This is a genomic window from Nonomuraea sp. K271 (assembly GCF_009908215.1).
In the GTDB taxonomy this organism is placed as follows: Bacteria; Actinomycetota; Actinomycetes; order Streptosporangiales; family Streptosporangiaceae; genus Nonomuraea; species Nonomuraea longispora.
This window is the reverse complement of sequence record NZ_JAAAHR010000080.1, coordinates 1-20,020: the sequence shown is the minus strand read 5'-3', so window position 1 is coordinate 20,020 and position 20,020 is coordinate 1. Positions and strand designations below refer to the sequence as shown.

General features: G+C 71.0%; 12 protein-coding genes and 1 pseudogene. 3 read left to right on the top strand and 10 right to left on the bottom strand.

Going from position 1 to position 20,020, the window contains the following annotated elements; all coding sequences use genetic code 11:
• Window positions 1-109 precede the first annotated feature (109 nt).
• The 9 genes from GUY59_RS25670 to GUY59_RS25630 are packed head-to-tail and all read right to left on the bottom strand — an operon-like array spanning window position 110 to window position 14,837.
• Entirely contained in the window at window positions 110-1,144 is a 1,035-nt protein-coding gene (locus tag GUY59_RS25670; protein WP_138198492.1) for a zinc-binding dehydrogenase, read from the bottom strand.
• On the bottom strand, window positions 1,144-2,439 hold the full coding sequence (locus tag GUY59_RS25665) for a SagB/ThcOx family dehydrogenase (RefSeq protein WP_138198493.1): 1,296 nt from the start codon (window positions 2,437-2,439) through the stop codon (window positions 1,144-1,146). Before GUY59_RS25665 ends, GUY59_RS25670 begins: the two co-directional genes overlap by 1 nt.
• On the bottom strand, window positions 2,436-2,831 hold the full coding sequence (locus GUY59_RS25660) for a RidA family protein (protein ID WP_132332933.1): 396 nt from the start codon (window positions 2,829-2,831) through the stop codon (window positions 2,436-2,438). The genes GUY59_RS25665 and GUY59_RS25660 overlap by 4 nt, the downstream gene beginning before the upstream one ends.
• Window positions 2,812-3,612 (bottom strand): alpha/beta fold hydrolase, encoded by an 801-nt coding sequence (locus GUY59_RS25655; protein ID WP_132332934.1) that lies wholly within the window; start codon window positions 3,610-3,612, stop codon window positions 2,812-2,814. The genes GUY59_RS25660 and GUY59_RS25655 overlap by 20 nt, the downstream gene beginning before the upstream one ends.
• Complete coding sequence (locus tag GUY59_RS25650; protein ID WP_138198494.1) at window positions 3,609-6,092, bottom strand: AMP-binding protein; 2,484 nt, start codon at window positions 6,090-6,092, stop codon at window positions 3,609-3,611. The genes GUY59_RS25655 and GUY59_RS25650 overlap by 4 nt, the downstream gene beginning before the upstream one ends.
• Entirely contained in the window at window positions 6,089-12,301 is a 6,213-nt protein-coding gene (locus tag GUY59_RS25645; protein WP_161714692.1) for a non-ribosomal peptide synthetase, read from the bottom strand. The genes GUY59_RS25650 and GUY59_RS25645 overlap by 4 nt, the downstream gene beginning before the upstream one ends.
• A 10-nt stretch (window positions 12,302-12,311) precedes the next feature.
• Window positions 12,312-12,500 carry a tautomerase family protein gene (locus tag GUY59_RS25640; RefSeq protein ID WP_132332937.1) on the bottom strand — a complete coding sequence of 63 codons (189 nt, stop codon included), beginning with the start codon at window positions 12,498-12,500 and terminating at the stop codon, window positions 12,312-12,314.
• A 21-nt stretch (window positions 12,501-12,521) separates the two neighbouring features.
• Complete coding sequence (locus GUY59_RS25635; RefSeq protein WP_161714691.1) at window positions 12,522-13,538, bottom strand: LLM class flavin-dependent oxidoreductase; 1,017 nt, start codon at window positions 13,536-13,538, stop codon at window positions 12,522-12,524.
• 57 nt (window positions 13,539-13,595) lie between these two features.
• Complete coding sequence (locus GUY59_RS25630) at window positions 13,596-14,837, bottom strand: cation:proton antiporter (RefSeq protein ID WP_161714690.1); 1,242 nt, start codon at window positions 14,835-14,837, stop codon at window positions 13,596-13,598.
• Between the two features lie 104 nt (window positions 14,838-14,941).
• Here GUY59_RS25630 and GUY59_RS25625 point away from each other — a divergent pair, with 104 nt between their 5' ends.
• From GUY59_RS25625 to GUY59_RS25615, 3 genes are read left to right on the top strand one after another with little or no spacing between them, the layout of a single operon-like run.
• A complete protein-coding gene (locus GUY59_RS25625) occupies window positions 14,942-16,246 on the top strand; it encodes an MFS transporter (RefSeq protein WP_138198498.1) in 1,305 nt (434 codons plus the stop codon).
• Entirely contained in the window at window positions 16,243-18,243 is a 2,001-nt protein-coding gene (locus tag GUY59_RS25620; protein WP_132332941.1) for a molybdopterin oxidoreductase family protein, read from the top strand. The genes GUY59_RS25625 and GUY59_RS25620 overlap by 4 nt, the downstream gene beginning before the upstream one ends.
• Window positions 18,191-19,564 carry an FAD-dependent oxidoreductase gene (locus tag GUY59_RS25615; protein WP_138198499.1) on the top strand — a complete coding sequence of 458 codons (1,374 nt, stop codon included), beginning with the start codon at window positions 18,191-18,193 and terminating at the stop codon, window positions 19,562-19,564. The genes GUY59_RS25620 and GUY59_RS25615 overlap by 53 nt, the downstream gene beginning before the upstream one ends.
• A 123-nt stretch (window positions 19,565-19,687) precedes the next feature.
• Here GUY59_RS25615 and GUY59_RS25610 read toward each other — a convergent pair.
• Window positions 19,688-20,020: pseudogene (locus GUY59_RS25610) on the bottom strand (hypothetical protein); the annotation flags it as partial.

Genomic DNA, 20,020 nt, shown 5'->3' with positions numbered 1-20,020 from the left:
TCCTGTGTCGAATGGGTAGTCACGTACTTCTGACGGTAGGCCGTGGGTCCGACAATTTTCTGCAGGGTCATGACCGGGATACGCCTACGACAAACCACCAGAACACTCACTATTGCCTTAAGATGACTTTTCCGATTTGGTCAGACGATTGCAGATATGTGAGGGCGTCACGGATCTCCTCCAGCCCGAATTCCCGCGCGATGACAGGCCGTAGTCCCGCTTCCGTGGCCGCGACCAGGTCCTCGAACTCCGCCAGAGTGCCCGTGGTCGATCCCAGGATCTCCAGTTGTCGCACGAACACCCTCGGCAGGTTGAGCTGGACGCTCCCCCCGGTCGTGGCCCCGCAAGTGACCACCCGGCCGCCGACCGTCGCCGAGCGCAACGACTCGTCAAAGGTCGCCGCACCCACGTGGTCGATCACGACGTCGGCGCCGTCGCCGTCGGTGTGGTCGATGACCTTCCTGGAGAACCCGTCGGACGCGAAGACCTCGACCGCCCCGAGTGCCCGCAACTCCTCGGCTTTGCCGAGGTCACGGGTGGTGGCCAGCACCCTCGCGCCGAGGTGCGCGCCGATCAGCACCGACGCCGTTCCGACCGCTCCACTGGCCCCCACCACCAGAAGCGTCTCGCCCGCGGTCAGCCGCCCCCGCGACACCAGCATCCGCCAGGCGGTGAGGAAGGCCAGCGGCAGCGCGCCGGCCTGCGCCCAGGGCAGGGCCGCGGGTTTGCGTACGAGGTTGCGTGCGGGCAGTTGCACCACCTCGCAGGCGGTGCCTTCCGCATGCTCTCCAAGAACGGCGAAGCCGCTGCAGTAGATGTGGCGGCCCGCCTTGCAGTTGGCGCATCTCCAGCAGGCGGCCACCGGGTACAGCACCACCTCGTCACCCGGCGACCAGCCCTCCACGGCACTGGCTACGACCTCGCCGGCGCCGTCGGCGGCGATGACGCGGGGCGTGCGCACCCGCTGCGCCCCGTTCACCACCCACAGATCGAGGTGGTTCAACCCGGAGGCGCGCAGCCGTACGCTGACTTTCCCCGGCGGCGGGTCGGGCAGGGCGCGCTTGTGCATCCGGAGGCCTTCGGGGCCCCGCGGTTCCTCCAGCACGGCGCAGCGGCCGTGACTGGTCACCATCGTGGTGGACATCAGACTCCTCCCGCATTCACACGAGTCGGCCTGCTCCCCAGCGCGAGTTCGCCCACGCTGGCCTCGCTCATGGGATCCAGGCCGGTGGCGGAGGCGAAGGCCGTCGCGTCGCCGTCCCCCAGGGCGCAGACGGCCAGTCCCATCGCCGTGGCCACGGTGTACATGACCTGCTGGACTATGCCGACGTGCTTGAGAATCAGGGCGTATGACATGCCCCGGTAGGTACGCATGAGCCTGCCGAAACGGGCCGTGATGATCAGCAGGACCTGTGGTTGCCGCTCGGCGCCCGCGACGACCGCGGCGTGGGCGAGCAGGTCGCCGGTGTGCTCGCTCACGTATCTGAGCCGGTGCTCCTGGGGGTCGTAGTGGTACAGGCCGGGATCAAGACCCGTGACGTTCCGCACCACGGGATAGATCTCCAACTCGTAGGCGGAGCCGCCCGACGGGTACGGCCTGCTCAGGTATTCGGACCCGTTCCGCTGGACGAGCCAGCGGTTGCGCGCACAGCGGAACAGCAAATGCCCGAGCTGGACGACGGTGAGCGGGTGCTCGTCGTCGTGGTCGCGGATGGTCCGCCGCTTCTCCAGGACGGCCGTGACCGTCTGGTCGGACTGCCGCAGGCCGGCGAGGTCCGGCTTGGCCAGCGTGATGCCCTCACCGCGGAAGCGTTCGTGGCGCGCGGGCAGCCCGGCGAACCGCCGCGTCCCCCAATGGGAACGGCCGAAGTCGGTGGCCCGGTGGACGCCGGGGATCCGCGTCTGGTGATGGAAGGCCAGCTCGTGCGGCGTCCATTGGGCCAGCGCCAGTTGTGTCGACTCCGCCTCGTCGCCGGTCAGGCCCGCCCAGTCGAGGTAGTGGAACAGATCTCCCTTCCCCGTGAGCAGCGCCGGCAGTTCCTCGGACTGCTCCACGCGCACCGAGCACCAGGCCCGGGCCGACTCCAGCGCGTAGTCCTCGCCCACCTTGCGCAGCACCGCCAGCTCCGAGACCGGGCGGCCGGTTCCGCCGTCCGACGGCCGCGGCGGCGGGTCGGCATGCGGATGCAGAGTGAGGACGGGCGTGTCGTCCCTGCTCACGATCAGCGACAGCCACCCGCGTCGCCACAGGTCCGTGACCACGTCGTCCCCGGTGAACGGCATGCCTGTGGTGGCCAGCGTCTCCAGCACGTGGGGGTCGTCCACCCGGCCCAGGCCCTGGGAGCGTGCACCCGAGCGCACGACCAGGCGGCAGTGCCCTTCTGGCGTGCGCTCAAGGGTGGCGTCCGGGCGGAGCACGACCGTTTCATGGACGTTCATGCCACCGCGGTGGCTTCCAATTCGACCACCAGACCGGGGAAGGCCAACCCGGACACCTGCAACAGGCTCCCGGGAGGGGCGACCCCCGCCGCCTCCAGCCGCTTGCCCATCACGCTCACGTGCTGCAGGAACTGCTCCATGTCGGTGGTGTACATGTTCAGCCTGACCACGTCGGAAAGTCGCATGCCGGCCGCGTGAAGGACGGTTTCCACGTTGTCCAGGGCCAGCCCGATCTGGGCGGCCATGTCACCCGGGTGGGCGACCTCGCCGTTCTCGTCCAGCGACGTCTGGCCCGCGCACACGAGCATGCTGCGGTGTCCTTCGACGAGTTCGGCCTGGTGGAAACCGAACTTGATGTTCCACTCCCACGGGTTAACGGATGTGCGCTTCATGTGAGTACCTCCCAGCAAAGGTGTCGACAGCGTCCGCCAGCATGGCGGGCGCTCCTTCCATAGCCCGGTGCGCCTGCCCCGGCAGCACCTCGGTGACCGCGCGAGGCATGAGACCCGCGATCATCGCTACGGCTTCGTGCAGCCCCGGCGCGCTCCTGTCTCCCTTGAGCAGCAGCGTGGGTACGGTCAACGTGGCCAGCCGCTCGCGATCGAGGACGTAGTGGTGCGTGGCGTCGATCTCGCGGGCGATGGTGTCGGCGACCGCGGCTCGTTCGGCGAAGCCGGGAACGCGCCTGAGCAGCTTGGCGAGTCCCGGTTCCAGGCCGGTCACCTCGACCAGGAAGAGGCAGAGCGCCTCCTCCCGGCGGTCCTGCGCGCACAGGTCGGCGACCCGGGCCGCCACACCGGAGAAGTCGGGGGTGCCGGGGACGGGGACGGGCGGCTCGTAGAGCACCAGCCCCTCGACCGAGGACGGTGCGCGGGACGCCGCTTCCAACGCGCAGATCGCGCCGAACGAGTGCCCGACGAGCGTCGCGGGACCGATGTGATCGAGCACGGCCACGATGTCGTCGGCCTCCGCCCGGATGCTGTGCCCGGCCGCGTCTCCGCTGCCGCCCCGGCCCCGGCGATCCATGGTGTGGACGCTGTGGCGGACGGAGAGCGGCGGCACCACCGAGCGCCAGCACGTCTTGTCGTCACCCGTCCCGTGCACCAGCAGGATCGCGGGTCCCGTGCCGGCGCGCTCGACGTCGATCGACGTGTGCCCCGATGAAACCCTCATGTCACCGGCTCCGTTTCCACCGCGAGCGCGTCGCCCACCAGCGACAGCAGACGCTCCCGCGCCGAGGCGACGAAGAAGTGACCGCCGTCCAGCACCTCCAGCCGGAACCGGCTCGCGGTCTGCTCCCGCCAGCCGAGCACGTCCTCGATCGGCGCGTCGTCGTCATGGCTGCCCGCGAAGGCGGTGACGGGACACTCCAGCGGCTCGTCCGTCGTGTACCGGTAGGTTTCGTGCATGGTGAAGTCGGCGCGCAGGGCCGGCAGCAGTACGGGGCGGAGCCGTTCGTCGTCGACCAGGCGGCGGTCCGTGCCGCCCAGCGTGCCGACATGCGCGAGCAGGGCGTCATCGGGCAGCAGGTGGACCCGCGCGCTGATCGGCGTCTGCGGCGCGGCGGAACCGGAGACCAGCAGCCCCGCGGGTTCCGGGTGCCCGTTCCTGCGCAGCCACCGCGCCAGCTCGAAGGCCACGATCGCGCCCAGGCTGTGCCCGAACAGGAAGGTGCGCGGGTGCGGATCGGCCGCCAGCCGCGGTCCCAGCCCCGCCACCAGCTCGGCGACCCACTCCAGCGGTCGCTCGGCCAGCCGGGGGCCGCGGCCGGGCGGCTGCGCGCAGACCAGCTCGACATGGGAAGGCAGCAGCTCACCCCACGGGGCATATGCGTTGACGCCGCCGCCGGCGTAGGGGAAGCACACCAGCCGGGTCAGTGGCCGTTCCGGTCCGCTCACCCGGACCAGCACGTTGCCGGGCTGTTCGGCCGCGTCCAGCAGGCCGGACAGAGCGCGGATGGTGGGCCGCTCGTAGAAGGCCGTGAGGTCGATCTTGACGGCGTGCCGTTCCTGGAGCTCCATCACCATGCGCGCCGCGAGCAGCGAGTGGCCGCCCAGCTCGAAGAAGTCCTCGTCGATCCCGACATGGTCGCGTTCGAGCAGCTCGCACCAGATGCCGGCGATGTCGCCGGCTCCCGCCGTGGAGTCCTCCCCAGCCGTGGCGGAGGAGGAACGGCGCGGCGGCGGTAACGCGGCCCGGTCCACCTTGCCGGTGACGGTGCGGGGCAGCCGGTCGAGCAGCACGAACTCGGCGGGCATGTGGGAGCGCGGCAGCCGCGCGGCCAGCGTCCTGTGCAGCGCGGGCACGCCGGCGCTCTCGACGCCGGTGAGGTAGGCGACGGCGCGCGGCTCGTCGCCGACCGCCACCACGGCCACCTCGTCGCCGCCCGCGTGCGCGGCGACGACGGCCTCCACCTCGTCCAGGTTGACGGCGACGCCCCTGATCTTGACCTGCCGGTCCACCCGTCCCACCAGGACCAGCTCACCGTCGCCGTCGAACCTGCCGAGGTCGCCGGTGCGGTACATGCGGGCGCCGGGGTCGCCGGCGAACGGGTCGGGCAGGAACCTGGCCGCGGTCAGCGCGGGGTCGTCCAGGTAGCCGCGCGCCAGGCGCCGTCCGCCGACATGGACCTCCCCGACCTCGCCGTCCGGCACCGGTCGGCCCGTCTCGTCCAGCAGGTACACGGCGGCGCCGCCGAGCGGACGCCCCACCGTCTCCCCGCGGCCCGACAGCCCGGTGATGTGGGTGGTCTCGGTGGAGCCGTAGGTCACGGCGATCGTGAAGGGCGGCGCGGCCTCGGGCCCGAGCCGGAACCGCTCGCCCGTGGTGAGCAGCAGCCGCAGCGAGCAGTCCGCGGGCCAGCTCAGCTCACACAGCGGTACGGCGAGCGTCCCCACCAGGTGCGCCACGGTGATCCGTTCCCGCAGGATCCAGTCCTGCAGCTGCTCCGGCACCAGCAGCGTCCCGGCGTCCGGGATGTGCACGGTCGCGCCCGCGGCCAGCGCCGGCCACAACTCGTTGACCAGCGACACACCGAACCCGGGCGAGGAGCACCAGGCCACCCGGTCGTCACCCGTGAAGCCGAAGTCCTCGCGGGCCAGCGCCACGCACTCGCTGACGGTCTCATGCCTGGCCACCACTGCCTTGGGAGTGGAGACGGAGCCGGAGGTGTAGACGATGTGCGCGGCGCTGTCCGGAGTGACGCGCACCTCGGTGAGGTCGTTGGCGGGCAGTTCGTCGAACATGTGCCGGTCGGCGTCCAGCCGGAAGACCTGCACCCCCAGGTCTGCCAGGACGGGTTGGAGCTGCGCCAGGGTGTCGCAGTTCACCGTGGAGGTGACCAGCACCTTGACGCCGCAGGAGCGGATCTGGTCGACGGTGCGCTCGATGGGCGCCGCGGGGTCGAGCAGGACGGGGGCCGCGCCGGCCTTGACTATGGCCAGCGGGGACACCACCGCGTCGGGGGACCGGGAGAGGCAGGTCCCCACGGGCTCGTCGGCGGCCACTCCCAGCTCCCCGAGCAGGCGTGCCACCTTGTTGGCGCGGCTGTTCAGCCGGCCGTAGGAAAGGACCGTGGAGCCGGACACCACGGCAAGCTTGTGCGGGCTCCGCCGTGCCTGCTCCTCGATCAGGGAGTGCACAGTGCCGGTCACGCCGACTCTCCTCTCATGTCCACCACGACCGGCCCCGCGTCTACGGCGGCGCGGATGGTCGGGTACTGGAAGAAGGCCTCGACGGGGATGTCGAAGCCCGCGTTCGCGGCCTCGTTGATGAACGCGATGGCCCGCAGCGAGTCGCCGCCCGCGGCGAAGAAGTCCTCCTCCGGGCCGAACGCGTCGACTCCGAGGATCTCCGCCGCGACGTCGAGCAGGACCGCCTCGGCGGGGGAGGCGGGCAGGGCGTCACCGGAGCTCTTCCGCTCGGGTGCGCCGAGCGCGACCAGGGCGGGCCGGTCCACCTTGCCGTTGGCGGTCAGGGGCAGCTCGGTGAGGATGTTGTAGTGCGTGGGCACGACGTCGCGCACCAGCTTGCCGGTCAGAAACTGCCTGATCTCGGCGGGGTCGGGCGCGGCGCCGGGCTCCGGCACCAGGTGCGCGATCAGCCGCTTGGCCGTGCGTTCGCCCACGGCCACCACGCAGCACGCGGCGACCTGCGGGTGGCCGGCCAACGCCGTCTCGATCTCACCCAGCTCGATGCGGTGACCGAGGATCTTCACCTGGAAGTCCTCGCGTCCCAGCAGTTCCAGGTCGCCCGAGGGATGGTAGCGGCCCAGGTCGCCGGTCCGGTAGAGCCGCTCGCCCGTCCTCGGATGGGTGATGAACCGCTCGTCGGTCAGCTCGGGCTGGGCCCAGTAGCCGCGGGCCAGCCCGTCACCGGCGATGAACAGCGATCCGGTGACCCAGTCGGGGCACGGCTCCAGCCTGCCGTCCAGGACGTGCCAGCGCTGGTTACGCAGGGGCCTGCCGTACGGCACGCTGGCCCAGTCCGGCGCGGCCGGGCCGACCTCGTGCGCGATGGACCAGATGGCGGCCTCGGTCGCCCCGCCCAGGCTGATCAGCCGGGTGCCGGGAGAGATCTCGGCCAGGTGCTCGTACGTGGTGAGGGGGATCCAGTCGCCGCTGAGCATCACCGTGGCCAGGCTCGGGGCCACCCGCTCGCCGCGCCCGCGCAGGTAGTCGGAGAGGATCTGCCACAATGCGGGAACCGAGTTCCAGATCGTGACACGTTCCCGGGCGACCAGGTCGGCCCAGGCCCTCGGGTCCGGGTTGGCGGAGGCCGGTGGGATGACCACGGCACCGCCGACGGCGAGCAACCCGAAGATGTCCCAGACCGACAGGTCGAAACTGAGCGAGGACAGGGCGAGGACACGGTCGTCGGCGCCGAGGCCGACCCGGTCGTTGATGTCGGCGATCGTGTTCCACGCCGCCCTGTGCTCGATCATCACGCCCTTCGGTCTGCCGGTGGAGCCCGAGGTGTAGATGACGTACGCCAGGGAGTCCGGGCGGGCGGGACAGTCGGGAAGCGGCGCCGGCCGTAGCGCGCCGGGGTCGGCGGGCACCGTGATCACCTCGGCCGCTGTGGGGACGTCCACGCCGTGCTGGGTGAGCACGAAGTCGGCCCGGCTGTTGTCGAGCAGGTAGGCGATGCGCTCGGTCGGCAGGTCGGGGTCGATGGGCAGGTAGGCGGCACCGGCCCGGAGCACACCGAGCACGGCCGCGACCTGCTCCCAGCCTTTGCGCATGACCACCGCGACCGGCTTCTCCGGCCCGGCCCCTGCGTCGATCACGCGGGCGGCCAGCGCCGACGACGCGTCGGCGAGTTGCCGATACGTGATCACCCGCTCGTCGATCACCGCGGCGGCGTCGGGCGTCCGTTCGGCCTGACGCAGGAACGGCTCGTGCAGCAGTTCCGCCGTCACCTTCGCCTCGGTGGAGTTCGCCGCGCCGCGGCGCTCCACGGTGGCCTGCGGGAGCCTGACCGGGTTGGGCTCCCGCCACGTGTTCGGGGAGTCGGCGAGGTGGCGCAGCAGCTTGCCGTACGCGTCGGCCATGTCGCCGACCAGGCCCGCGGGGAAGAGTTCGGCCACCGCGTCCCAGCAGTAGTCGAGTCCGCCGTTGACCTCCATCACCTGGTGGTCGAGCGCGACCTGCGGGGTCTGCGTGACGCCGAAGGCGTAGCGGCCGAGGTTGCCCCAGTCCATGCGCGGCACGCCGACCAGGCTGGAGAACACGACCGGCATGGCGGCCCGCGGGGCGCCGCCCTGCCGCCTGCCCAGCTCCCGCAGCACCTGCACGCTGCCCACGTGCCGGTGCTCCAGGTCGTGCCAGAGCCGCTCCTGCACGTCACGGGCGCGTTCGGCGAAGTCGGCGCCGCGGTGGTCCACCGCGTGCAGCACTCCCGAGGTGAAGTCGCCTAGCAGATCGTTGAGCTGCGGATGCAGCGGCGGCCTGTTGAACAGCGTCATGTTGACGGTGAAACGCGGCCCCGCGCTCCAGGTGGCCAGAATCTCCGCGAAGGCCGCGAGCAGCAGCGCCGACGGGGTGATCCCGGCGCCGGCGGCGGCGTGCCGGAGCCGCAGCCACTCATCGGCCTCGATGCGTCCCGCGTGCCGTTCGAACTTCGGGTTGTCGACCGAGCCGAGGCTGCGCAAATAGGGCAGTTCGGGCGCGGGCGGCAGCTCGGCCAGCCTGCCGTCCCAGTACTCCCGGGCGGCCCGGTACAGCGGGGAGCTCTCCCGCGCGGCGCGTTCGGCCAGCACGTAGTCGCGGAACGACAGCTCGATCGGCGGTAGCGGCGCGTCGGGGTCCCGATAGAGCCGGGACAGCTCCTGGGTGAAGACGCGGGCGCTCCGCGCGTCGAAGATCAGCAGGTCGAAGCTGATGTGCATCCGGGAGATGACCTCGTCCACCCGGGTCACCCGCACACCGAACAGCGGCCACCGGTCGGCGGCCAGCACCTCGTGGGAGAGCCGCTCCCGTATCTCATCCAGCCTGGCCGCACGCTCGGACGCGTCGGCCCGCCGCAGATCGGTCACCTCCACCTCGTACGGCGGTGCCGTCGGAAGCACCCGCTGACGACCGTCGCCCGTGACCACCGCGCGCAGCATGTCGTGCCTGCGCACCAGCCGGTCGATGGCGATGCGCAGGCGCTCGACGTCGAGGTCGGCGACATCCCACTCCTGGTAACCGTGGCAGCCGACGTCGCCGAGCTCCATGCCGGTCATCCGGCCGATCCAGTAGGCGTGCTGGATGTCGGTGAGCGGGAAGGGCTCGTACCGCGACGCGGGGTCGGTGCGGATCACCGGCAGCGCGTCCTTGTCGGCGGCGTGGGCGCCGTCGCCGTCGCGTTCCCTTTCGATCGCCCGGCTCATCTCCCGCACGGTAGGCGCTTCGAACAGGACGGACAGCGCGAGTTCGACGCCGAAGCCGGCGCTGATCGCCGCCATCAGCTCCATTCCGGTCAGGGAGTCGCCGCCCAGCTCGAAGTAGTTGTCGTCGGCGCCCACGGTGTCGGTTCTCAACACCGAGCGCCAGATGGCGGCCAGCTCCCGCTCCACCTCGGTGGCGGGTTCCTCGTAGGAGACCGAGCGGCTGCCACGGTCCGGCGCGGGCAGGCGGCGCTTGTCGAGTTTGCCGTTGGGCAGCGTCGGCAGCGCGTCGATCAGCTCGCACGCACCCGGCACCATGTACCCGGGCAACTGCTCGCGCAGCAGCTCAAGCAGCTCGGACTTGTGCACCCGGCGGTTGACCTCCGGCACCACGTAGGCGACGAGCCGCCGCTCGCCCGGCTCGTCCTCACGGACGACCACCGCGGCGTGCCGTACCGCCGGGTGTTCGAGCAGGCGCGCGGCCACCTCGCCGGGCTCGACCCGGTAGCCGTTGAGGCTGATCTGGTCGTCCACGCGGCCGAGGATCTCGATCGAACCGTCGGGCAGCATGCGCCCGATGTCCCCGCTGGCGACCATGCGGGCGCCGGCGCGTCCCGCGTAGGGGTCGGGCAGCCATTTCTGCGCCGTCAGGCCTGGCCTGTTGACATAGCCGCTCTGCAGCAGGTCGCCGCCCACGTGGATCTCGCCCGGCACGCCCATGGGGACGACCCGCAGGTTGGCGTCCAGCACGTACACGCGCGCGCCCGGCACCGGCAGCCCGATCGGCGACGAGATCGACCGCCGCTGCCGCTCGGGGACCTGCTTGGGCGTGACGCGGATGCCCGCCGCCTCGTTCAGGCAGGTGGTGGCGTTCGTGGTCTCGGTCGAGCCGTAGATGGTGGCCACCTCGAACGGCACCGCCGACGACAGCCAGCCGGTCCGCTCCCCGGACACCAGCAGCGCACGCAGCGCCACCTCTTCGGACCAGTCGACCGCGCACAGCCGTTCGGCCAGGGCCTTGGTCACCAGCGACACCGTGACCCCGCACTCCACCAGCCAGTCCCGCAGCCGGAAGGGCGTGCTCACGGTCCGCTCGCCGGCGATGTGCACCGCCGCGCCCGCGGTCAGGAACGGCCACAGTTCGTTGACGAACGAGATCCCGAAACCGGGCGCCGAGATCCACGTGCCCCGGTCGTCCTCGCCGAGCCGGTAGCACTGCCGCGTGCCCAGCGCGCCTTTGGCCACCGCGGCGTGGTTGAACGCCACTCCGCGCGGCTCGCCGGTCGAGCCCGAGGTGTAGGCGATCTGGCAGACCGACAGCGGATGCGCCCACTCGTCGGGGTCGCCGGTGGACGATCGGTTCAACAGGTCGCTGTCGCGATCCACGCACCAGATGTGACCGGCGTACGTGCCGGGCAGCTTGCCGAGCTGCTCCTCGGCGGTGAGCACGGCCAGTGGCCGGGAGTCGTCGAGCATCATCGCGAGCCGCCGCGCGGGCTGCGCCGGATCGAGCAGTACGGCAGCGCCGCCCGCCTTGAGCACGCCGAGCACGGCCACCACCATCTCGGCCGACCGGGGCAGGCACACCCCCACCGGGGTCTGGCGTCGCACGCCCAGGTCACGCAGGTGGTGCGCGATCTGGTTGGCCCGGCCGTTCAGTTCGGCGAAGGTCAGCCGCGCGGACTCGGAGACCAACGCCTGCGCGTGCGGCCTGCGCGCGGCCTGTTCGGCGATGAGCCGGTGCACCAGCTCGGTGCCCGCTACGGGGCCGCCGTCCTGGTGACCGGCGATCAGCGCGCTTTCCTCGTCGGTCAGGATCCGCTGCCGCGAGATCGGCACATCGGGGTTCTCCGCGAGGCTCTTGAGCAGCGCGACCAGGTTGCCCCCGAACCGCCGCACGGTCTGGGCCGTGAACAGGTCGGCGTCGTAGTCGAACGTCAGGGACGCGCCGTGCTCGTGCAGCCGGGCGGACAGGGCGAGGTCGAACAGGGCGAGGCCCGCGTCGACCTCGACCGCGTCGCGCCGTCGCCGCGACGACGAGAAGGCGAGCTGGCACACGGGGCGCCGGCTGGGGTCGTGTTCGCGTTCCAGACGGCCGATCACGGCTTCGAACGGCACCGCGCCGTGGACGCGTGCCTCCTCGACAGCGCCTCGGACCCGGCGCAGCACGGTGGGGAAGGTGGGGTCACCGGTCAGGTCGATGCGCACGGGCAGCGGGTTGGTCGCGCCCTCGACGGTCACCGCCTCGTCGTGGACCGCGATGACCATCTCCTCCGACCCGGTGTAGCGGTGGGCGAGCACCGCGAACGCGGCCAGCAGCGCCACCTCGCCACCGAGCCGGTCCAGCACCGGGGCCTCGACGTCGGCGCCGACCCGGCCGCCCCGGTAGCTCAGCACGGGCGGTCGCAGCCGGTCGGCCGGCAGTTCGACACCGGTCGGAGCGCTGGCGAGCCGGTGCGTCGCCGCCTCCACGGCGTCGGCCGACTCCTGTGCCGGCACCGGGTCCCCGCCCGGCTCCGGCACACCGCCGTCGTAGCAGGTGAGCAGCTCGTCAAGCAGGTCACGGACGCGGAAGCCGTCGGCGATCAGTTGATGGGCAACAAGCATCACCGCGTGCCTGTCGTCCGGCAGTGACAGGACGCGGACCCGCCACAGCGGACCGTTGGCGATGTCGAAGGGGATCCTGGCCGCTTGCGCCGCCCACTGCCGGACGGCGGACTCCTCGCCCTCCTCCACGACCACGGCAGGGGACGGCTGGTCGATCGGCACCATGCGGATGACGCCGTCGGAGGCGATGAAACCGGACCGCAGCTCGGTGTGCCGCAGCCGGAGCTGAGCGATCGCGGCGCGCAGCCGGTCCTCCCGCGGCGGGCCATCAAGGATCAGCGCGTCGCCCGTGGAGAAGGAGGCGACGGCGTCGTGCAGATGCTGCAGGTACCACAACCGGGTCTGTCGGGCCGACGCCCGGACACCTGTGTCGGTCAACGTAGCCATACCCATGTCCTCACACCTCGTCACACATCAGCCGCCCGGCCCGGGCGAAATCGCTGCGTGCCATCTCTACGAACCGGACACGCACCTCCTCGGGCCTGGCGCCCAGCGTCGCCTCGGCCGACTTGGTCACCTCTTCTGCGAACCTGCGGCGCTGGTCGAGATCCTTGCCGCTGAGCATCAGCACCGTGATGAACGGCATCGGCGCATTCCTTTCCGGTCGTCAGCGGAGCTGACCGGCCACGTCGTGGATGATCCGGGTGATCATGTGAGCCTTGTCCGGCACGCCGTACAGGGTGAACGACACGGCGTCGACGCCGGCTTCGGCCAGGGCGCCAAGGCGTTCCACGCACCGCCCGGGCGGGCCGTAGATCGCGAAGCAGTCGATCAGGTCGCTGGACAGGTCGCGGGCGTGTGCCGCGCCCTTGGCCTCGTGCTGCTCCCACTGGTAGCGCTCGGCCAGCTTGGCCATCTCCTCCGCCACGCCCTCGGGCAGCGCGGAGGCGAGCAGGCGGTTCACCGGCTCCGGACGGCTGACCGCCGAGCGCCACAGGAAGAAGGCCGAGGTGGCGGCGTAGGAGCGGACGAACTCCCTGGCGTAGTCCACGTCGTCGTGGACGAACACGGCGCCCCGGCTCCACAGCTCCAGGTCGTCCAGGGTCCTGCCGGCCTGCTCGGCGCCCTCGGCCACCCGTGCCCGCTTCCACGCGGCGATCCGCGGGTCGAGGCCCGGCAGGAAGACGCCGTCGGCGATGCTCCCGGCCAGTCGGCAACTGCGCGCGCCGTGGGTGCCCAGCACGACGGGGATGTCCCTGCGGGACCATCCCGACCTCATCGGCGCGTCGTGCCAGGTCGTCTGCTCTCCCGCGACGAAGGCGCGGAAGAAGGAGACCACGTCGCGCAGCTCACCCAGCGGTCGCGCGCTGCGGCCCACCATGGCGACCGCACTGCCGCCCGCGCCGATGCCCAAAAAGATGCGACCGCTGGAAAGCTCGTCGATCGTCGCCATCGTGTTGGCCAGAACCGCGGGATGTCGAATATACGGATTGGTGACCGCATGCCCGAGCTTGATGCGGGTGGTTTGTTCGGCCGCGAGCGCCATCATGACGGTTGAGTCGCGACACAGGTTCTGCGACTCGATGAACGTGCAGTGCTCGTATCCGAGTTCGTCCGCCAGCGCCGCGACATCGGCCGCCTGATGGGCCGGCAAAGTGCGGCCGATGCCAATTCCTAATTTCATGAGCATCTCCACTGGGAAACCAATTCTTATGGCCATGACGATACTCGGGAAGGTGGTTCAGTCAACGACGAGGTCTCGCTGGCGGGACACCGGCATTTCTGTGTAGGGCATCTTGCGGGTGGCGAATCTCAGGATCGGCGGAGCGGTCAACGACGTCACGATGGCGAACACCACGATGACGGTGTACATCGTGCCGTCCAGAATTCCAAGGCGCAGGCCGACCGTCGCGATAATCACCTCGACCACGCCGCGGGCATTGATTCCCGCGCCCACGGCCAGCCGTTCCCACCGGTCCATGCCGGAGCAGGCGCCGCCGATCCAGGCGCCGGCGAACTTCCCGGACATGCCGACGCAGAGCACCGCCGCCGACACGGCCAGGATGGCGGGCTCGGCCAGCGCCGTCAGGTCCATGCGCAGGCCCACCGTGGCGAAGAACAGCGGCGCCAGGACCGACATCACCCACGTGCGCACCACGGACAGGGCCGGAGCGATGCGCGCCCGTACGGGTGCGATGGCGAGCCCCGCGAGCAACGCGCCGAAGACCGGCTCCATGCCCATGGCGTGCGCCGTCGCCGCCCCCACCAGCGTCATGATCACGATCGTGGTGACCGCCGAGCCGGGCGCGGACCGCACCGCCATGCGGGCCACGGGCCTGCCGATGAGCAGCACGCACGCCAGCACGGGCAGGGCGGCGAGCCACACCGCCCAGTCGCCGGCGGACAGGCCGGTGACCGCCAGCGCCGACACGACCATGAGCAGCAGCCAGCCGACGATGTCCTGCACCACACCGGAAGCAATGATCAACTGGCCGACCCGGTGCCCGAGCAGGTCGAGGTCCATCAGCGTCTTCGCGATGACGGGCAACGCGCTCACGCCCATGACCACCCCCAGGAACAGCGCGAAGACCAGCGGATCCGCGCCGTCGGGCCGCACCCACGCCGGCATCAGCAACCCCATGGCCACACCCAGGCAGAGCGGCACCAGCATTCCGGCGGAGCTGATGGCGACGACCGCCCGGCGGCGTCTGCGTACCGCGGCGAGATCCGTCTCCGCGCCGGTCAACGCGACCAGCAGGAGCACGCCCAACTGGGCCACGACGTCAAGAAGGTGGAACTGGGCGGGATCGCTCGGAAAAAACCACTCGAAAAACTCAGGCGCGACATTGCCGAGCACGGTCGGCCCCAGCAGCATGCCCGCCGTAAGCTCACCCACGATCGCGGGAATTCCGATGCGCCGCGCCAGCGCACCCAGCAGCCGGGCCGCGACCAGCAGGGTGCAGCCTTGCAAAAGGAAGATCAATAGCTGATGATCGGGGACAAGGGCGACGGGGGATTCTAACACGACGACTGTCCTTTTCGTCTGTGATTGTTTTCGCGCCTGCGGTATGCCTCATTATAGAAAGCATGGTCATAAGTTTTTCCCGGCGCCGCCGCATCGACGATTGGCGGCCCGAGGACGCGGCGTATTGGCGGGCGGTGGGCAAGAGAGTCGCCTGGCGCAATCTCGTGCTGTCGATCCTCGTGGAACATCTGGGATTCGCCGTGTGGACGATCTGGAGCGTGGCCGTGCTGGCGCTCGGCGAATACCATTTCTCCGTGGACCAGCTGTTCTGGCTGGTGGCGTTACCCAATTTGGTGGGGGCTGTCCTGCGGATCCCCTACACGTTCTTGCCCGCGCGAATGGGAGGCGCGAATTTCACGGTGCTGAGCGCGCTGCTCCTGCTGATCCCCGCCCTGCTGCTCGTCGTCGCCGTACGCGACCCCGCGACGCCGTACTGGATGTTCTTGGTGATCGCGGCGACGGCTGGCCTCGGCGGCGGGAACTTCGCCTCCAGCATGGCCAACATCACCAACTTTTTTCCCGCCGGCAAGCAGGGCGTGGCCCTCGGCCTCAACGCCGCGGGAGGCAACGTCGGGGTCAGCTCCGTCCAGGTGGTCATTCCGGTGGTGGTCGCCGCCTACGGGGTGGCCGCCGCCGGATGGGTCTGGGTGCCGCTGTTGCTGATCGCGGCCCTCGCCGCCTGGTGGGGGATGGACAACCTCTCCTCGGCGAGGGCGAGCGTGCGTGAACAACTCCGGGTGGTGCGGCACCGGCAGATGTGGGTCATGTCGTTTCTCTACATCGGCACGTTCGGGTCGTTCATGGGCTACGCGACCGCCTTCCCGCTGCTGATGCGCAGCGAGTTCCCGCACCTGGCCGTCGGCGCCCTGGTGTTCGCCGGCCCGCTGGCCGGGTCACTGGCCAGGCCGCTCGGCGGATGGCTGTCGGACCGGTACGGCGGAGCGAAGGTGACCTTCTGGAACTTCGCCGTCATGGGCTGTGGCGCGCTTGCGGTGTGGGCGGCGATCGCGTCCGCCGTCTTCCCCGCGTTCTTCGCGGCGTTCATGCTCCTGTTCGTCACGTCCGGGGTAGGGAACGGCTCCACCTACCGCATGATCCCGGCCATTTTCACGACGATCGAGCGCAGTGCGGAAGGCGGCAGGCGCGCGACCTCCTCCGCACTCGGCCTGGTGTCCGCGGTCGGCGCGCTGGGCGGCTTCTTCATCAACCGCGCGTTCGGCGCGTCCTACGCGGCCGTCGGCGGCGCGGGGGCGGCGCTGGCCGCGTTCGTGCTGTTCTACCTGGTCTGTTGCGGGGTCACGTGGTGGTGCTACATGCGCACGGTGCTGCTGTGGTGGCGGCCCAGCCTGGCCGAGGCGCGGGTATGACCAGGACGCACTGCCCCTACTGCGCGCTCCAGTGCGGCATGGACGTCTCGTCCGGTGGGCTGATCTCCGCCGAGAACCTGTGCCAGAAAGGCTGGACGGCCGCCGAGGTGCTGCGCGCGCCGGATCGGCTGACCACGCCCCTGGTGGACGGGCAGCCCGCCACCTGGGACGACGCGCTCGATCTGGCCGTCACTCGCATCCGCCTGGTTCAGGAGTCTTACGGCCCGGACGGCGTGGCGGTGTTCGGCGGAGGCGGCCTCACCAACGAGAAGGCGTACCTGCTGGGCAAGTTCGCCCGCGTCGCGCTGCGCACCAGCCAGATCGACTACAACGGCCGCTTCTGCATGTCGTCGGCGGCCGCCGCCGTGCAACGCGCCTTCGGCGTCGATCGTGGCCTGCCGTTCCCCGCCGCCGACCTCGCGGAAGCGGAGACCGTGCTGCTGGTCGGGGCCAACCCGGCCGAGACCATGCCGCCCTTCATACGGCGGTTGCGCGGTGCGAAACGGCTGATCGTGGTGGATCCGCGCCTGACGGCGACGGCCAGGCTCGCCGACCTGCATCTGCAGATCACCCCCGGGACGGATCTGGCGCTGGCGTTGGGGCTGCTGCACATCGCCGTCGCCGACGACCTCATCGACGCCGGCTACATAGCGGAACGGACCTGCGGCTTCCCCGAGGCGGTCGCGGCGTCCAACGCCTACTGGCCGGAGCGGGCGGAGCGGATCACCGGGGTGCCGGTGCGCCTGATGCGCGAGACGGCCCGCGCGCTGGCGCGCCGTCCCGCCGTCGTGCTCACCGCGCGCGGCGCCGAACAGCACGCCAAGGGCGTGGACACGGTGACCGGTTTCATCAACCTGGCGCTCGCCCTGGGACTGCCCGGCCGTCCGGGATCCGGCTTCGGCACGCTCACCGGGCAGGGCAACGGACAGGGCGGTCGAGAGCACGGGCAGAAGGCCGACCAGTTGCCCGGCTATCGCGACATCCGCGATCCCGCGGCGCGTGCGCACGTCGCACGCGTCTGGGGAGTTCGTCCGCAGGACCTGCCGGGGCCCGGGCGGTCGGCCCACGAACTTCTCCGGTCACTGGGCGCGCCGGGCGGACCCAGGGCGCTGTTGGTCTTCGGCTCCAACCCGGCGGTCTCCGCGCCCGATACGGCACGCGTACGGCGGCGACTGCGTGCCCTTGACTTCCTGATGGTGTGCGATGTCGTTCCGTCCGAGACCGCCCGGCTGGCCGACGTGGTCCTGCCCGTCACCCAGTGGGCGGAGGAGAACGGCACCATGACGACCCTGGAGGGCAGGGTGGTCCGCCGCCGCAGGGCGACCGTCCCACCGCCCGGTGTCCGATCCGACCTGGACGTCATGTACGAGCTCGCACGGCGCATGAACGCCCCGGGAGACTTCACTCCCGACCCCGAGCGCGTCTTCGCGGAACTCCGCCGGGCCAGCGCCGGCGGCCCCGCCGACTACTCGCGGATCGACTACGACACCGGAGGGTTCTGGGGAGGGACGCGGCTGTTCCAGGACGGCTTCGCCACCCCCGACGGCAGGGCGCGCTTCGTGCCTGTGCAGTTCCGCCCGGCGGCCGAGGACATCTGCGCGGACTACCCGGTCTACCTCACCACGGGCCGGGTGCTGCAGCACTACCAGAGCGGCGCGCAGACCCGCCGGGTCCGCGATCTCGACCGTGCCGTCCCTGGGCCGTACGTCGAACTGCACCCCGATCTGGCGGCCCGGCTGTCAGTGGCGCAGGGCGACGCCGTCCGGGTGAGCAGCCGCCGGGGCAGCGTCACCGTGCCCGCCAGGATCACCGCGGGTGTCCGGCACGACACGGTGTTCATGCCCTTCCACTGGTTGGGAGCAAATTTCCTGACAAATCCAGCCCTGGATCCCATCTCGCGCATGCCGGAACTGAAGGTGTGCGCAGTACGCGTGGAGGCCGCCCGTGAAAGTGGTAGTGATCGGCGGCGGCATGGCCGGCGCCCGGCTGGTCAGTGACGCACGGCTGCGCGGCGCGGACATCACCCTGTTCGGGGCCGAGCCGCGTCTGCCGTACAACCGGGTGTTGCTCTCCGGCGTGCTCGCCGAGACCACCCGCGAGAGCCAACTGGCGACGCCGCTGCCCGACGACGTCGATGTCCGCTCCGGCCTGCGGGTCACCGCGATCGACCGGGCGGCACGGCAGGTCGTCGCCGAGGACGGCAGCCGCGCCCGCTACGACGTCTGCGTCCTGGCCACCGGCAGCGAGCCGCTCATGCCGCCCGTGCCCGGCATCGAACGCACCCTCCCGTTCCGCACGCTGGATGACTGCGAGCGCATCCTCGCCCGCGCCCGCACCGCCCGCCACGCCGTGGTGATCGGCGGCGGCCTGCTCGGTATCGAGGCGGCACGCGGGCTGGCGGTACGGGGTAACCGGGTGACCATCGTGCACCTCGCGGGTCACCTCATGGAACGCCAGCTCGACGCCCACGGGGGCGACATCCTCGCCAGGACGCTGGCCGGTCTCGGCATCACCGTCCACGTCGGCGTCAGCGTCGCGGCGGTCGAGCCCGGCGGGGTGGTGCTGGCCGACGGCGCGTCGATCGAGGCAGACCTGGTGATCACCTCCTGTGGGGTGCGTCCCGTCACGTCCCTCGCCCAGGACGCGGGGCTGGCGGTCGAGCGCGGCATCGTGGTGGACGACCGGCTCCGCACCGATGACCCGGCCGTGTACGCGATCGGTGAATGCGCGCAGCATCGCGGCGTCACCTACGGCCTGGTCGGCCCCTGCTGCGACCAGGCCGCCGTGCTCGCCGCCCACCTCGCGGGGGAGCCGGTGCGCTACCGCGGGTCTCAGGTGGTCACCAGGCTCAAGGCGCCCAGCCTGGAGGTGGCGTCGCTGGGCGATGTGCACGCGGAAGGCGAGACCGTCACCTTCAGCCATCCCGCCGCCGGGATCTACCGGAAGCTGGTCATCCGCGACCACCGGCTCGCCGGCGCCATCCTGCTGGGCCGCGGTGACGCGGTCGGCACGCTCACGCAACTGTACGACCGGCAAAGCCGGGTGCCCGCCGTACGGGAGAGCCTGCTCTTCCCTGAGCTGGCCGCCCACGAACCGGCGCACGATCCGGCCCGGCTGCCGGGCACGTCGACGGTCTGCCACTGCAACGGCGTCTCCAAGGACCGGATCAGGACCGCGTGGCTGGCGGGCGCGGACACGGCGGCGGCCATCGGCAGGGAGACCCACGCGGGCACCGGGTGCGGCACCTGCCTGACCGCCATCGAGTCGCTGCTCGGCTCGTTCGGCGATGCGCTCGCCCCCGTCGCCGAGGCCGGCTGACAGACGAAAGGCCGACCGCCCACGCGGTCGGCCTTTCTCACGACTTCCGCCGGTCGGCGCTCTCCGGCGGTCGGTGTGACCCGATCCCGCCGAACGCTGGTCGGCCGCGCGGTCGGTTCCTGCTCAGGGCTTCTTGGTCAGTATGGCCTCAAGGTATTCGACGGGTGCGACCAGGGCGCCGTCGGTGGCCCTGTTCCACGGGCGCCACATGTCGATCAGGTCCCGCTCGAGCGCCGTCGCCTGGCGCGGAGTGAGCACGGAGAAGACCATGCTGGTGGGTCCGAAGTTGGTCTTGAAATGCTCCAGCCAGTGCTCGGGCGAGCGGTAGCGGAAGACGAAGTCCCTGCGGGTCGCACGGAAGTCGGCGATCCCGTCGCCGAACAGCGCGCGCAGCCGGTCAGGGTCGCCCCAGTCGGTGGGTTGCGGAGTGCCGGGGGTGGGCGGGATGTAGCGGGA

Excerpts from the sequence above, each read along its gene's own strand:
- GUY59_RS25660 (WP_132332933.1), bottom strand. The coding sequence starts at position 2,831 with ATGAAGCGCACATCCGTTAACCCGTGGGAGTGGAACATCAAGTTCGGT.
- GUY59_RS25655 (WP_132332934.1), bottom strand. The coding sequence starts at position 3,612 with ATGAGGGTTTCATCGGGGCACACGTCGATCGACGTCGAGCGCGCCGGC.
- GUY59_RS25640 (WP_132332937.1), bottom strand. The coding sequence starts at position 12,500 with ATGCCGTTCATCACGGTGCTGATGCTCAGCGGCAAGGATCTCGACCAG.
- GUY59_RS25645 (WP_161714692.1), bottom strand. The coding sequence starts at position 12,301 with ATGGCTACGTTGACCGACACAGGTGTCCGGGCGTCGGCCCGACAGACC.
- GUY59_RS25670 (WP_138198492.1), bottom strand. The coding sequence starts at position 1,144 with ATGTCCACCACGATGGTGACCAGTCACGGCCGCTGCGCCGTGCTGGAG.
- GUY59_RS25635 (WP_161714691.1), bottom strand. The coding sequence starts at position 13,538 with ATGAAATTAGGAATTGGCATCGGCCGCACTTTGCCGGCCCATCAGGCG.
- GUY59_RS25665 (WP_138198493.1), bottom strand. The coding sequence starts at position 2,439 with ATGAACGTCCATGAAACGGTCGTGCTCCGCCCGGACGCCACCCTTGAG.
- GUY59_RS25625 (WP_138198498.1), top strand. The coding sequence starts at position 14,942 with ATGGTCATAAGTTTTTCCCGGCGCCGCCGCATCGACGATTGGCGGCCC.
- GUY59_RS25620 (WP_132332941.1), top strand. The coding sequence starts at position 16,243 with ATGACCAGGACGCACTGCCCCTACTGCGCGCTCCAGTGCGGCATGGAC.